The following is a 15,190-nucleotide window of genomic DNA, read 5'->3' on the forward strand; positions in this document are numbered from 1 at the left end:
GAAATGATGAACTCTCGATTGAAAATATGGGCCCTGATTTTTGGTTGCTCATTCGCATTGCTTTCCTGCTCAAAAAATGAAACACCTGAACCGGAAAAAGTGCTGCCACCTTTAAGCCCGGTTACCGTTACGGCTAGCGGTGAATATACGGTAACCAATCTTCCCGGCGACCTTACCGCCAAAATGGAAGGTCAGGGGATGGAAGGAAACGGGAATTTTAAGCCAGTTTATTATAGTCTGGAAGATGGCAGGGTAATCCCGGCCGAATATGCAAATACAGATAAATGGGACATTGCTTTTACCGGTATCTATAACAGCAGCATCTGGGCAAATGATGGAACGGTAAAATTTGAAAATGGAAACACCGGACCAGGTTATGGCAGCCCTGCACGTGGGGGAATATATCTTGTAGTGGATAAAGCTGTTGATGCGAAGTATTATGATGAGGCCAAACATCAACCCCGCCAGGTTCCTATTGATAAAGCACTGCTGGACGAGGCTTATCAAAACGTAAAGACCGTTCCGGTTGCTGATGATCAGTTTCTTTCCAGAGGATTTCTGACGCTGGATTACTTTCTGGGCAGCGGATCGGGTTATGCCTTTTACGATTTCTATGGAGCGATGTTTCCGGGAGATAAAAGCAGGGCACACATTGTCTATAACCTGCCGCGCGCAATCATCGTAAAAACAGCCAAAGGAAATTATGCGAAAGTGATCCTTTACAGCTTTTATAAAGGAAGTCCGCTGAGTCCTACACTGGCTTCGGAAGCACCGTACCTCAATTTTAAATACACCATCCTGAAAGATGGTTCGAAGGATTTTACTAAAACAAGCAAATAAGAATATGAGATTAATGAAATTGGGAATACTCACTATAGGTTGTAGCATCATGCTGTTCGCCTGCAGTAAAAACAATTCCGAACCCGAACAACCGGTTGTACAACCGGATACCATGAAAATGATCGGAACCAATTGGGTGCCTGCAAGGGCCTTAAAGGTGAAAGAAACGAGTTATACCTATGATCAGGTGATCCCTTACAAAGGTGCTGATGGAAAACTGATCTACGATAAAGCCAAATCAGAGAAAAGGAACGGAAAAGGATACATCTATTATGATGAAAAATATAAAGTGGTGTATGTGGTAGACTGGCCAGGTGATCAGGCTACAACGGCCTCTCAGGGAGGACACAGGCCATTCTATTTCAACTTTGACACCAGGGATACCGTAGCAGTAGCGGATGCCATCGCGGGAACCAAACCATGGCATGTGAAACATTATGACATCTATAATGCCTACATGTTTACAGATGCGGTTACTCCTGCCGGACAACCTGGTTTAGGTAAGATCCGCGTGGTCCGTACCCCTTTCGATGAACTGGATGAAGCATTGGCAACACCAATGATCAGAAATACGGTGGAGATAGAAATGGACGATTTTGTAACTACAGACGGATGGGGAACTTATCGCTTAAGCGACCATATCCTCAGGCCATACAAAGACCGGACGATTATTTTCCAGTTGAAGGATGGACGTTACGTAAAATACCAGCTGGTGAACCTCTACCGGACCAATCCTAAAGTGGTGAGCGACAAGTACGAGTTTCAGGCCCCCTTTTATAATTTCCGATACCATATCCAGCAGACACCAAACGATAGAAATTTAAAAACGAGATAAGTAAAATATTTTAAACCCAAACCCCATGGTACAACGTAGACAGCTCATTGCGCAATGCTTTCCCTCTGATGGAAAGGAATATTCGGCTCTATACCTGTATTTACAGATGGAAGGTTTAGAAGAGGCTTTGAATAAGCCGGAATGCCAGGCAGGAGGGACAGTCAGTTTTCGTGGAATTGACCATACCCTAACCTCCGGGCCTGTGATATCAGAACGGCTTTTGATATCGCTTTAACTCATAATTTTTTAATCCTAAAATCATTCTTTTAAAATGAAAAATTACCAATCAGGCGTACAAAGCCAAAACACCGGTCTGCTAACAGTCCGCAATTTAAGCAAAAAAATAACCATGTTCGGACTAATGGCCGGAATCGCAGCTGCATCTGTGTTAACTTCATGTAAAAAAGAGGGCAATGAGCCCGGATCTCCTTCATTAAAGTTAAATACGGAACAAGCACTGGCTCCGGTTGCGGGTGGACCAGCCCTGAACCTGACTGATGCTACCGGTACCGTAGAACTGGGTACAGACGGTGTGTACACAGTGAAAAACTATTTTGTAGATCAGGGAATTTATTCCGGAACAGCGAACCACAGACCAAATGGGAATTATTACTTTGACTTCAGTCAGAATGATAATAAAAAAGGTGCTTCGAGTACTACAGAGCCTAGCTCTAAAATCTGGGATCTTTCTTTCTCAGGAACTGGTAATGCTGACATCAGAGTAAATACTACTCCAACTGTGGCTGCTCAGATCAGGTACATCAACCAATCTTTTGCAACAGTAATTGGTACTTACACTGCTGCTGGTTCTGCTGCTACTGCATGGACCGCCGGAACAACTCCTCCATCTGTACCTTTCGGACATAACAGGACTGTTGCTGCAGCCAATCCTGCGGATTACCTGGCTGCTGCACCTGGGCATGTGATCAAAGGATGGTACAACTACTATTTCGGAACCCATACTTTGTTTGGTACTACTGATCTGACCCTTTTGGTTAAGGATGCTGCAGGAAGCGTTTACGCAGTGCACATCTTCAGTACTTATGAAAATGCTACCCCGGTAGGGACTCCTCCTACAAACTACTCATGGTTAAAACTGGAGTACAAAAAATTACCATAACAATTATCAATGCCAGCAATGTATGAGCGGCCCTCATGCATTGCTTTGACCAATAATAATACCTAAAACAATAATAATTTCTAAAAATACAGGGATGAAGATGAATAAAATAAAAAGCATATTGTTTATGCTGACCCTTTCTATGGGCTGTTTAGTGGCCTGTAAGAAGGATAAGACACCTGATCCGGTTCCGGAACCAGAGTTTGTGGAAGTATCCGCTCATGTCAAGAAATATAAAAACGGAACTGTTGTAGTGAACAGGCTCCCAATGCCGGACCTCAAAGACATCAGCACCAGAGGATACTTCAATTTTGATAAAATGGCCTTTGTTGATGCAGGAAAATTGAAAACAAAGGAATGGGATATCGTTTTCGAAGGTTTGTATGCAGGCACCGTCTTTCCTAATAATGGAAATACAGAAGAAGATTTTCCCTGGTTTGGAAACGCTGCTAAAGTGATCTTCAGTGGAATTGTAAAGCCATTTGATGAAGTAACTGCCCTGCCTGACAATTTTGTTTTTCCTACAGGAAAGACCAATTTAAGTACAGCGGAGTCGAATACTGAAATTGCCAGGACAAATCCTATTTACTGGGGATATACCACTCTTGACGTAGATGGTGGTTTCTCCCATTTTGGTGTCTGGAAGGGAAAAACCTTTCTCTGGAAACTGGACGATGGACGTGTGGTGAAATTCGAGCTGATCAATGTCTATAATAATGCACCGGAGGAAAACAACATCAAGTCGGTACCGGGTTATTTGAGCTTCCGTTATTTCATCGGAAAAGCAGGTAGCAAGGATTTGAAAACCAATTAAACTAAAGAGAATCAGGACCTAAAAACATACCCCAATTTTGAATCCTATTGAAAAGGTAAGCAATCATCCCTGTTTATTGCTGCTGCTGGCTTTGCTGGTCAGCAGCTTTGTTGCGTGTAAGAAAACGGAGCTCCCAAAGGAGGAGTCTGATGTTTCTCCTACTACAGGCACAAGGAGCCAGTTTACCGCTGACTCTATCTTTTTATATGCCCGGCAGACCTATCTCTGGAATGAGGCATTGCCCGATTACCAGCACTTTAACCCAAGGAGTTATACCGCTTCGGGTTCAGATCTGTTAAATTTTAAGCAAATTGTCTTTGCCATCAGCCAGGCTAAAATAAACCCGGTTACGTCTAAGCCTTTCGAGCAAACAGGTGCTCCGGGACATCCTAAGTATTCTTATATACAGTTGTTAAACGGAGCTTCAGGTACACTGGCAGCAGTTAATGCAGAAGGTGTAGGGGATGATTTTGGAATAGAAGTGAGCAGCTCCGGTAGTGATTTATACCTGAGAATGGTTTACCCCGGCTCGGCTGCCGCCCGTTCAGGATTGCTGAGAGGTGATAAAGTGATGCAGGTAAACGGACAGCATGCGACAGCGGGAATGATTTTATCTGCTTTGCAAGGGCAAAACCTGAACCTGACCCTGCTGAAAAAAGATGGAACACCTCAGGAGGTTTCGCTGAACAAATCGACCTATCAAAGCAGTGCTGTATTAAAGACTGCCGAATACCTTTCGGGCGGGACAAAACTCGGTTATCTGGCCATTGCTCAGTTCAGTCACCTGAACAATTCAAAAACTGTATTGGACCAGGTATTTGCGCAATTTGCCAGTTCAGGGATTACCGATCTGGTGGTTGATCTCCGCTACAATGGGGGAGGATATGTTGGGACCGCGAAATACCTCGCGAATTTAATCGCTCCCCGAAATTTAAACGGGAAGGTGATGTTTACCGAGCATTTTAATGCACAGATGCAGGAAGGAAAAGCGGGTATCTTAAAGAACCAGCTTTATTTTGATGAGAATAACCAGCCTGTTTACCTGAATGGACGAAGGGCGACCTATGCTGATGTCGATTTTACGGTAAAGGGGAACACCTATAATTTTGAAAAAGCCGGCGGACTGGAGACGGTTAAAAATCTCTATTTTATAGTAGGCAATCAGACTGCTTCTGCCAGTGAAATGCTCATCAACAGTCTGAAACCTTATTTTAAGGTAAGCCTGATCGGGCAACCGACCTATGGCAAGCCGGTGGGTTTCTTTGGAATAAAAATAGACCGTTTCCAGCTGTATTTGTCCAGTTTTCTGATCCGGAATTCAGCAGGAATCGGGGATTATTTTGATGGGATGCCAGTAGATATTGCTGTAGAAGATGATGTTACCCATGACTTTGGTGATGAAAACGAAGCGGCGCTGAATGCCGTATTTAAACGCCTAAATGTGAATGTGGGTAAGGGGCAGGGTAAAACAATGTCGGTAAGGGAATCAGCTCCTGTAGTTTCCTTACCCGGCCAGGTAAAACACATTTCGGCGGGGAAAGGAATCCCGGGAATGATAGAAGAGCGACTAAAACTAAAATATATTGAAAATTAAAACAGAGGAGAGATGTGTAAAACAAGAGTATTAAGTACAAAAGGAGATACGGTAGTGAGTAGCTGCCAGGGATGTAAAATGTATTATTTATGGCACAACAACATGTTGCTGAATTTCACAAAAGAAGCTTTTGAATCGTTCAGGGAGGTGGTCAACAGTCTGCCTTTTCATAAGAACAGTCTCCCTTTTCCGGATGATGTGGAGCGGATCATTTTACATACACCAAATGATGACATCTGCTTTGCCTTTTGTTATGATGAATTTGAAACCTTTAAGCAGGCTATAGATGAGGCCATATATATGAATGAAGTGTATGTGCTGATGAGTAAATAAACCAAACCATGAAGATTAAATCGAAAATAGAGGGGACGGAAGACTGGTTTTTTATCGAAGAAATTCCTGAGTTGTATGCGCCCAATACACCGCTTTCTGAAAAGAACATCAACATCAGGATTCCTTCTGTACAAAAGCTGGTCAATTATCAGTTAAGTGCCGGCGGACTTTTCCTGGTGCATTCCACCATGCAGTTTAATGAGCCGGTGAAAGTGCTTTCGGAAGTGGAAGGGGAAACGATTACTTCTCAGTTTATCTTTTATGGATCAAATGCTGCAGGTGATAAAACGGCCACAAAAAATAGCAGGAGGACAGGTAGCAGACATAACATCCGTTATATTCCTTCTCTGAAAGGTAAATATCCGATGCTGCCGGATATAGAATATAAGTACTTTCTACTGGTACTTTCCAAGTCCTATTATTTTCATTTGATCGATCAGCATTCTTTGCTGCATACTGATTTTGTTAGGGAAATTTTAAAGGGAAAATATACCTCCTTTGCTGCCAAAGACCTTTCGGTAACCAGCGAAATGAGACGTGTCATCAATGACATTTGCGAATGTAAACGGAGCGGGGAGCTGAAACGTTTGCATACGGAATCAAAAATACTGGAGCTGTTGATGTTACAGCTGGAGCAGATGCAGTCGGGCGCAGAAGTAGAAAAATACCTGATCAAGCAGGATGACCTGAAGAAGATTGAACATGCCAGGGAGCTGCTGGATGAAGGTTACCGCTACCCGCCAACGATCATAGAGCTGTCAAAATTAGTGGCTTTAAATGAGTTTAAACTGAAACGTGGCTTTAAAGAATACTATGGCACCACGATTTATGGATACGTAACAAGGTTGAGGATGGAGCAGGCTAAAAGCCTCATCCTGGAGGATAAAATGAGCATTGGGCAGGTGGCTGCGGCAGTAGGTTTCAACCATCAGAGTCATCTCACAGATGCCTTCAAACGGTATTTTGGAATTTTGCCCAGCGAGGTTCATCTCGGGCAGGACTCCTGATCGGATTTAGTATCGGTAAGTTTACTATATTTGTCTATCTAACACGTAGAAATTTAAGTTAATTTATTGCCGATACATGAGTACGAATACCCTAGTTTCTTCATCAGAATTTGAATTGGTGTCTGGTTTGGAAATCCACGTACAGCTGAATACACAAACAAAGATCTTCTCTTCAGATAGTGCTTCTTTTGGTGCTAAAGCCAATGAACACATTTCCGCAGTTTCCCTTGCCTTGCCGGGTGCTTTACCAAAACTCAACAGAGAAGTGGTGGCCAAAGCGGTAAGAATGGGCCTTGCCCTCAACTGTACGATCAACCAGTTGAATTATTTCGACCGGAAGAACTATTTCTATGCCGATTTGCCTAAAGGATATCAGATCACTCAGGACAACAGACCTATTTGTCAGAATGGATTCCTGATGGTCACCTTAGCCAACGGAGAAGAAAAGAGAATTGGGATCAACCGCATTCACCTGGAAGAAGATGCCGGGAAAAGTATGCATGACCAGGACGATCAGTATTCTTTTGTTGACCTGAACAGGGCAGGGGTTCCATTGATTGAAATCGTTACAGAACCGGATATCCGCTCTGCAGAAGAAGCTTCGGCTTTATTAACAGAAATGAGGAAGCTGGTGCGCCACCTGAATGTGAGTGATGGCAATATGGAGGAAGGCAGTTTGCGTTGCGATGCAAACATTTCTATCCGAGAAGCCGGAACCACTGAATTTGGCACCCGTTGTGAAGTGAAAAACCTGAACTCTATCCGTAATGTACGCAGGGCGATGGAATTTGAATTTAACCGTCAGAAGCAAGTGATTACTGAAGGAGGGAAAATCATTCAAAGCACATTGAACTTTGATGCAGATCAGGGGACTACTTCTCCGATGCGGACCAAAGAAGAGGCCAATGATTACCGTTATTTCCCGGATCCGGATCTTCCGCCCATACACATTTCAGATGAATGGCTGGCACAGATCAAAGCCGATATGCCGGCATTACCGGCTGAGATTTCTAAACGTCTGGTCGCAGAGTTTGGGGTCAATGCCTCCGAAGCAGCGATGCTTTCTGAAGACCAGGAGTTGCTCAGCTACTTTAATCTGGCTTTACCGGATGTAAACCATAAGAAAAGCCTGGTCAACTGGCTGACAGGTGCCATCAGGGCTTTGTTGAATGAACAAGGCATCAGCATTGCTGATTTTAAACTGGCACCAGCACAACTCGCAGGCCTGATCAACCTGGTAGATGATAAAAAAATCACACAGCAGATCGCATTACAACAACTGCTTCCTGAATTGATCAGCAAACCAGATGCAGTACCTGCAACGCTGGCCGCTGAACTGAACCTGCTGATCGCCGACAACGGGGATGAACTGGCAGGTTTTGTGGATGAGGTATTGTCGAAATACCAGCCTCAGGTGGAAGCCTATAAAAAAGGTAAAAAGGGAGTATTGGGGCTTTTTGTTGGGGAAGTGATGAAACTTGCCAAAGGAAAAGCAGATGCTCAGAAAATAAATGAATTGTTACAGGATAAATTAAAGTAAACAGATGAAAAGAGTCGCTTATCTATTATTGGTATGTGTAGCATTTGCTGCATGTAAAGACAAGAGTAAATTTATGATCAGTGGGGAATTTAAAAATGCCACTCCAAAAAGTAAAGTCTATTTATTCGGTTTACAAAAAGACAATGTCCTGCCTCTGGATTCTACTGTGTTCTCTGAAAAAGGAGAGTTTAAATTTTCGCACAGCACGCCTGGTGTAGATTTTTTCAGGATCTCTGCCGGAAACAGTGAATACATGATCATTGCAAAAAACGGGGACGACATTAAGATCTCTGCGGATTTATCTGACAAGAATTTAGCCTACAAATTATCTGGAGCTGCGGAAGCAGATAAACTGGAAGAACTGAACGTAACCAAACATCAGTACATGACCAAAATTGCAGCCATTCAGGCTCAGTTTGATGAAACTGTTGCTGCACAACCTCATAACCGGGACATGATCATGGAGCAGATGAGGCCTAAGTATACTGAGGAAATTGAAGGTTTGAATAAAGCGGTATTGAAGTTTGCGCAGGACAATTCCAGTTCATTGGCGGGTTTCTATGCGATTAACTTACTGAACCCGTCTGAATATGAGAAAGAGATGGTGGACTATTCTGATAAAATCAAAAGCAGTTTCAATGACAATGCTGCGGTAACGGAGTTTTTGGTGAAGATGGCCAAATTGAAAGCTTTGCAGATCGGACAGCAGGCACCTGATTTTACGATCAATGGCTTAGACGGAAAACCGGTAAAGCTGACTGATTTTAAGGGTAAATATGTGTTGCTGGACTTCTGGGCTTCCTGGTGTATGCCTTGTCGCCAGGAGAATCCAAACCTGGTAAAAGCTTACAATACTTATAAAGATAAGAACTTTACCGTGCTCGGAATCTCTTTAGATAAAGATCCCGGTGCCTGGAAAAATGCCATTGCTGCGGATCATTTAGCCTGGTCGCACGTAGGAGAATTGAAAGATTTTGAAGGGCCAACAGTAAGGTTGTACCAGATCGAAGCCATCCCAAGTTCCTTTCTATTAGATCCTAACGGGAAAATCCTTGCTAAAAACCTGCGTGGCGAAGAGCTGGATGCATTCTTAAATAAAACTTTACGATAACCCTAAATTCATGTTAATATACAGGAGGTTCTTAACAATTTGTTAACTTTGCGCTAACGCTATATTATAATTGATTACCTATTTTCGTAACAAATAATTAAAGCTATGAGCACCGTAAAACAGAAGATACTAATTGTAGATGATGAACCAGATATTTTAGAGTTAATTGAATATAACTTGAAAAAAGAAGGTTATCAGGTTTTTTTGGCCAATAACGGCCAGGAAGGGATTACGGTTGCTAAGAAAGTTCATCCCGATCTGATCATTCTCGACATCATGATGCCTAAAATGGATGGGATAGAAGCCTGCAGGTTAATGCGCGCCATTCCTGAGTTTAAAAACACCTTTATGGTATTTTTAACCGCCAGAAGTGAAGAGTATTCAGAGATTGCCGGTTTTAATGTTGGAGCTGATGATTACATTGCCAAGCCAATTAAACCAAGAGCATTGGTAAGTAGGATTAATGCCATATTAAGAAGAAATTCCAGCGCTGATGAAGTTTCTGATAATAAAGTAGAAATTGGTGATCTGGTGATCGACAGAGAAGCATACCTGGTTTTTCAAGGCGGACAGAAAGTGGTTTTAGCCAAGAAAGAATTTGAATTATTGTACTTGCTGGCTTCTAAACCGGGAAAAGTATACACCAGGGAATCGATTTTGAAAAACATCTGGGAAGACTCAGTAGTGGTAACCAACCGTACAATTGACGTCCATATCCGTAAACTTCGTGAGAAATTAGGCGAACGATATGTGGCAACAGTGAAGGGTGTAGGCTATAAATTCGAACTTTCTTAGTATTTTTGTACAGTATTAAATTTACTGTATTGAAATATCCTTCTTTTAAAGATCTTATCCTATTCGAAAACGATGATTATATCGTTGTAAATAAACCTCCATTTGTCGCCTCGCTGGATGAGCGTGGCGGATCAGGCGAGGTCAATATATTACGTTTGGCAAAGCAGTATTCTGCTGACGCACAGGTATGTCATCGTTTAGACAAAGAAACTTCAGGTGCGATTATTATAGCAAAAACACCTGAAGCTTATCGCTCTGTAGCGATGCAATTTGAAAAACGTAAAGTGAATAAAGTGTACCACGCTGTGGTAGACGGGCAGTTTACTTTTAACGAGCTTTTTATCGACCTTCCCATCCTCAATGATGGGAATAAGAGTGTGACCATCGACAGAAAAGAGGGTAAACGCGCAGAAACCATATTTAATTCCATAAAAAATTACCGTCATTATACCCTGGTAGAATGTAAGCCGATTACCGGCCGTATGCACCAGATCAGGATTCACCTGGCCACTCAAAGGGCAGCAATTGCCGGAGATGACATGTACCGTGGAAAACCGGTCTTTCTTTCCAGCATGAAGAAAGGGTACCGTATCGCGAAGGACGACGAAGAGTTGCCGATTATGAAACGTTTTGCCTTACATGCCAGACATCTGGTGTTTAAAGGGCTGGATGGAGCAGATATCGTAATTGAGGCCCCTTATCCAAAAGACTTTGCAACGCTCATCAAACTACTCGATAAATTTGACGCTTAAGTAAAAGATATGTATGTACGGCTGGTAAATTATGTAGACGCAATTAACCAATACCGGAGGACGAAAATCTCAAACAGAAACTTTTTGGTGATTGCCGCATTGATTGTAGGTGTCCTTGCCGGACTTGCCGCTTCCTTGCTGAAAACAATTACGCATCATATTGAAGACTTCCTGCAGACAGGATTTCATTGGGAGTACAAGTATTATCTCTTTTTCTTTTTTCCTTTCATAGGGATCTTATTGTCGGTCATGTATGTCCGCAGGTTCATTAGAAAAGGAAAATTTGAAACAGGTCTAACTCCCTTGTTATACACCATCTCCAGGAAGTCGAGTAAGGTAGAACCCCATAACATTTACTCTCAGATCATTACTGCTGCCATGACCGTAGGTTTTGGGGGTTCAACGGGTCTGGAAGCACCTATTGTAACGAGTGGCGCAGGGATTGGCTCTGTGGTTGGCCGTTTCCTGGGCTTGTCTTACAGGGAGACGACGATGTTATTGGCTTGTGGTGCTGCTGCGGGGATCGCTGGCGCATTTAACAGTCCGATTGCAGGGATTGTGTTCGCGATTGAAATTCTGTTGCCTGAGTTCACTATTCCGGCCTTTATTCCTTTGTTGCTGGCTTCCGCAACTGCGGCAGTGGTGGCGAGGTTGTTTTATAATGAGCAATTGTTCTTCCTCGTAACTGAAGGATGGAAAATGGATGCCCTGATCTATTATGTGATCCTGGCTGCTTTAATCGGTTTCTTTTCGATCTATTTCACCAAAGCGAACAGCTTTATAAAGGGCTTCTTTTACAAGATCAATCATCCTTATAAAAAGGTAGTATTGGGCGGTTTGATGCTGGGCTTACTGGTGTTTTTATTCCCTACTTTATACGGTGAAGGTTACATTACGATTAAGAACCTGTTAGGAGGAAATTACTTTGCGGTAATCAATAACAGCATCTTTTCATCTTACAGTAACTTACCATGGGTAGTGTTATTGTTTACATTGATCACGCTATTTGCTAAATCTGCAGCCACACTGATCACTTTAGGTGCCGGTGGAAACGGAGGGATTTTTGCGCCAAGTTTAATCATGGGAGGCCTGATGGGATTCATGGTGGCTTATACCGTCAATACCCTTGGGATTGCCCACCTGAATGTAGCCAACTTCATTGTTGCCGGAATGGCAGCTTCGCTGAGTGCCATCATGCATGCACCTCTTACCGGGATCTTTCTGATCGCGGAAATTACAGGTGGTTATGTGTTAATGGTTCCTTTGATGATCACTTCGGCCATTTCTTACCTGATCAACCGCAGTGCGAATAAGTACTCTATTTATACCAAACCACTGGCCGAAAAAGGGGAGTTGTCTTCTCATGAGGATAAGGATACTACAGTATTGAACATGATGAAGCTGAAATACCTGGTGGAGCGAGATTATCTGGTGCTGAATGAGGATGATGTGATTTCTGAAAGGTTAAATGAGATCCTGCAATCTAAAAGAAATCTTTTTCCGGTGATCGGAGGGGAGGACCTTTGTTTTAAAGGTTTGATCTATGTAGAGGATGTCTTGAAAAAGGCAATTAACAATACGGATCATCAGGAGATGACTGCCCATGACCTCATGGTGGTGGCACCGGATACCCTCAGGATGGACGATCCTATGAAGCTGGTCCTGCAAAAAATGGAAAAGGAAAATGCCTGGTTATTGCCTGTTTTAAACGAACAGGACAAGTATATTGGTTTTGTCTCTAAAACGGCCATCTTTAATAAATACCGCGCACTGCTGAGCAGACAAGCGGATTATATGGAATAAGAATTTTGATGATACAAAAAAGGCCAGCATCTGTATTTGGAAGCTGGCCTTTTTTGTATTTGTTTTTATACTATTCTGTGGATCTTTTTAATCCAAACTTTTCAATCTTGCTGTAAAGGTGACTGCGTTGAATGTCGATGTCATCAGCAGTTTTGGAGACGTTCCAGTTGTTCTTTTCCAGCTTGAATTTGATAAACTCTTTCTCTGCATAGTCTTTGTAATCCTGGAAATTATTGAAGTTATCATAGTTTGGCGTGGCAGGTTTTACCACTTGTGCAGTTGCAGATGAACTGTGTGCAGCGCCAATATTTGTTCCTCCTCCGGGATTTGCAAATGCAGCAACATCATGTTCTGTGATAGACTTGTCACTTAAGATGATTAAACGTTCGATCATGTTGTGCAGCTCGCGGACGTTACCTGTCCATGGCAGGGCCTGAAGCGCGGACATTCCTGCGTCGCTGATCTTTTTAGCTGGCATGCCATAATCTTTACAGATCTCTTCCAGAAAGTTTTGTGCAATTTCAGGAATGTCTTCCACACGTTCCGTTAAATGAGGAACGTGGATATTGATCACGTTCAGACGGTGGTACAAATCCATACGGAAGTTACCGTCTTCAATTTCTTTTAACAGGTCTTTATTGGTCGCAGCAAGGACCCTTACATTGACTTCCAGTTCTTTTTCACCACCTACACGGCTGATTTTATGTTCCTGAAGGGCACGTAATACTTTTGCCTGTGCAGAAAGGCTCATGTCGCCAATCTCATCCAGGAAAAGGGTTCCTCCATTGGCCAGTTCAAACTTACCGATCCTTTGTTTTACCGCAGAGGTAAAAGATCCTTTTTCATGACCAAATAATTCACTTTCAATTAGTTCTGAAGGGATGGCAGCACAGTTGACCTCAATTAAAGGACTATCTGCACGGTTTGATTTCTCATGCAGCCATCTTGCCACCAGTTCTTTACCACTTCCATTTGCTCCGGTAATCAATACACGGGCATCAGTAGGGGCAACACGCTCAATGGTTTCTTTTATTTTTCCGATACTTTCGGAACTACCTAATATATCTCTTGTTTTGCTGGCTCTTCTTTTAAGGACTTTGGTTTCTGTAACCAATGTGCCTCTGTCCAGCGCATTTCTTACCGTGATCAGCAACCTGTTTAAATCAGGTGGTTTAGAGATGAAGTCAAAGGCTCCTTTTTTGCTGGCTTCAATTGCGGTTTCTACAGTTCCATGGCCGGAGATCATGATAAAGGGAAGATCCGGACTGTAAGCAAGTGCCTGTTCCAGCACCTCCATTCCGTCCATTTTATTCATTTTGATATCACATAATACCAGGTCGAATTTCTTTTTCTTAATCAGTTCTAAGCCATCTATACCATTATCAATATCTTCAACATCATAGTTCTCATACTCTAAGATTTCACGTAAAGTGCTTCTTATTGCTCGTTCATCATCAATTATTAACAATTTTGCCATAGGTAGTGCTCATCATTTTTATTAGATACGAATATATTACTTTTATCACAAGGAGTGATAAAATAAAAAATGCAAGCCTGTAAGCCGGGTTCTGTAAACTGATTGCTCAGAATTTCTACCATTAATCCACTATAAATGTTGCCATTTATCTCTAACGACCTACCCGCTAACATCGGACGAGCAGCCCTACATGCGTTAGCCTATTTGGTCTTTCAACTCCCGGGGTTTACCAGCAATCCGGTTGCCCGGAATACTCGTGAGCTCTTACCTCACGTTTTCAACCTTACCTGTGCTTTACAGCCATCGGCGGTATGTTTTCTGCGGCACTTTCCATAACTCAGGTTTTCAATCCTAAGCCTCTTCCCGTTAGGAAGCGGGATGCTCTGTGTTGCCCGGACTTTCCTCTCCGATAAATCGCAGCGATAGAACGGCTTGCATTTTTGTGTTGCAAAGATATAAAAAAACGGCGCTTATTTGATATAAGGGAAGTTTCTTACTGCCGCATCTATCAAATAATCTGCCTGATCAGCGGTGCCCGAGATAAAATTATAGTATCTCCACAGTTGTTTTCCCGATTGTCCGTCGTAAAGCGTAAAGGTTACGGCGGTCCTGACAGAAATGGAGGTCTTGGATAAGTGCCTGATGACAGCTGCAGAATCGGTAGCACTTCTGTCTTCTGAAATAAAAGTGTCTTTTTCGAATAAGCCGGAAACAATGGCATCAACACCCAGGGCTTTTGCAATTTCCTCTTTCGTATACTGATCCAACCGGTTGTCCATTCCCGCTCTCGTCAATAAAAGATTGGTTTTTTCAATGTCCTGGATTTCGATTTTCATCTTACCTGATTTAGGCAGGAGATAACTAAAGAACCTGGATTGAGTAGCGAGACCTGTATTTATTCTGTCCGTATTTTCATCACCTTCAATCCGGTAAGGGATCTGGCTCCGGTAACTCAGTTTTGTTCCGATAGGTAAAATGGCGATGATCTGATGTTTTTCCGTTACTTTTTTTAAGTCCGGGCTGTTGAATATCTGTTTGTTACTGAATAGCTGTGCATTGGCGATCATTCCAATGGTCATTGCAATGAATAATAAAAGGTATTTTTTCATAGGAATATATTTTATTGATGTTCAGTGGTAAGGGGTATGCTTATGGTCGTTTCATCAGCA

At 42.6% G+C, this 15,190-nt stretch carries 15 protein-coding genes and 1 other RNA gene; 13 read left to right on the plus strand and 3 right to left on the minus strand.

Annotation, left to right across the window (positions count from 1 at the left end; genetic code table 11):
• Positions 1–3: 3 nt before the first annotated feature.
• The 13 genes from BUC20_RS25005 (at position 4) to BUC20_RS25065 (ending at position 12,544) form a co-directional block, all read left to right on the plus strand.
• Positions 4–840 carry an HmuY family protein gene (locus BUC20_RS25005; RefSeq protein WP_143166911.1) on the plus strand — a complete coding sequence of 279 codons (837 nt, stop codon included), beginning with the start codon at positions 4–6 and terminating at the stop codon, positions 838–840.
• Positions 841–844: 4 nt separating this feature from the next.
• On the plus strand, positions 845–1,675 hold the full coding sequence (locus tag BUC20_RS25010; RefSeq protein WP_143166912.1) for an HmuY family protein: 831 nt from the start codon (positions 845–847) through the stop codon (positions 1,673–1,675).
• Between the two features lie 25 nt (positions 1,676–1,700).
• Positions 1,701–1,910 (plus strand): hypothetical protein, encoded by a 210-nt coding sequence (locus tag BUC20_RS25015; protein WP_073234578.1) that lies wholly within the window; start codon positions 1,701–1,703, stop codon positions 1,908–1,910.
• Between the two features lie 36 nt (positions 1,911–1,946).
• Positions 1,947–2,795 (plus strand): hypothetical protein, encoded by an 849-nt coding sequence (locus BUC20_RS25020; RefSeq protein ID WP_073234581.1) that lies wholly within the window; start codon positions 1,947–1,949, stop codon positions 2,793–2,795.
• 100 nt (positions 2,796–2,895) lie between these two features.
• On the plus strand, positions 2,896–3,609 hold the full coding sequence (locus tag BUC20_RS25025) for an HmuY family protein (protein ID WP_143166913.1): 714 nt from the start codon (positions 2,896–2,898) through the stop codon (positions 3,607–3,609).
• A 37-nt stretch (positions 3,610–3,646) separates the two neighbouring features.
• Positions 3,647–5,203: a S41 family peptidase gene (locus BUC20_RS25030; RefSeq protein WP_143166914.1), complete on the plus strand. Its 1,557-nt coding sequence runs from the start codon at positions 3,647–3,649 to the stop codon at positions 5,201–5,203.
• Between the two features lie 12 nt (positions 5,204–5,215).
• A complete protein-coding gene (locus BUC20_RS25035; RefSeq protein ID WP_234994598.1) occupies positions 5,216–5,536 on the plus strand; it encodes a DUF6686 family protein in 321 nt (106 codons plus the stop codon).
• Positions 5,537–5,544: 8 nt separating this feature from the next.
• Positions 5,545–6,543 (plus strand): helix-turn-helix transcriptional regulator, encoded by a 999-nt coding sequence (locus tag BUC20_RS25040; RefSeq protein ID WP_073234589.1) that lies wholly within the window; start codon positions 5,545–5,547, stop codon positions 6,541–6,543.
• 76 nt (positions 6,544–6,619) lie between these two features.
• Positions 6,620–8,083 carry an Asp-tRNA(Asn)/Glu-tRNA(Gln) amidotransferase subunit GatB gene (gene gatB / locus BUC20_RS25045; RefSeq protein WP_073234592.1) on the plus strand — a complete coding sequence of 488 codons (1,464 nt, stop codon included), beginning with the start codon at positions 6,620–6,622 and terminating at the stop codon, positions 8,081–8,083.
• 4 nt (positions 8,084–8,087) lie between these two features.
• The gene (locus BUC20_RS25050; RefSeq protein ID WP_073234595.1) at positions 8,088–9,194 is read left to right on the plus strand and encodes a TlpA disulfide reductase family protein; all 1,107 of its coding nucleotides are present in this window, start codon (positions 8,088–8,090) and stop codon (positions 9,192–9,194) included.
• Between the two features lie 105 nt (positions 9,195–9,299).
• Complete coding sequence (locus tag BUC20_RS25055; protein WP_073234598.1) at positions 9,300–9,989, plus strand: response regulator transcription factor; 690 nt, start codon at positions 9,300–9,302, stop codon at positions 9,987–9,989.
• 29 nt (positions 9,990–10,018) lie between these two features.
• Positions 10,019–10,741 carry an RluA family pseudouridine synthase gene (locus BUC20_RS25060; protein ID WP_073234601.1) on the plus strand — a complete coding sequence of 241 codons (723 nt, stop codon included), beginning with the start codon at positions 10,019–10,021 and terminating at the stop codon, positions 10,739–10,741.
• 9 nt (positions 10,742–10,750) lie between these two features.
• Positions 10,751–12,544: a chloride channel protein gene (locus BUC20_RS25065; protein ID WP_073234604.1), complete on the plus strand. Its 1,794-nt coding sequence runs from the start codon at positions 10,751–10,753 to the stop codon at positions 12,542–12,544.
• 70 nt (positions 12,545–12,614) lie between these two features.
• On the opposite strand, the gene BUC20_RS25070 is transcribed toward BUC20_RS25065, so the two are convergent.
• The 3 genes from BUC20_RS25070 to BUC20_RS25080 form a co-directional block, all read right to left on the minus strand.
• On the minus strand, positions 12,615–14,021 hold the full coding sequence (locus tag BUC20_RS25070) for a sigma-54-dependent transcriptional regulator (RefSeq protein ID WP_073234606.1): 1,407 nt from the start codon (positions 14,019–14,021) through the stop codon (positions 12,615–12,617).
• Positions 14,022–14,085: 64 nt separating this feature from the next.
• An RNA gene (rnpB, locus tag BUC20_RS25075) (RNase P RNA component class A) lies at positions 14,086–14,460 on the minus strand.
• A gap of 31 nt (positions 14,461–14,491) precedes the next feature.
• Complete coding sequence (locus BUC20_RS25080; RefSeq protein WP_073234609.1) at positions 14,492–15,130, minus strand: hypothetical protein; 639 nt, start codon at positions 15,128–15,130, stop codon at positions 14,492–14,494.
• Positions 15,131–15,190: the final 60 nt, after the last annotated feature.

Origin of the sequence: Pedobacter caeni (assembly GCF_900129215.1) — a bacterium.
In the GTDB taxonomy this organism is placed as follows: domain Bacteria; phylum Bacteroidota; class Bacteroidia; order Sphingobacteriales; family Sphingobacteriaceae; genus Pedobacter; species Pedobacter caeni.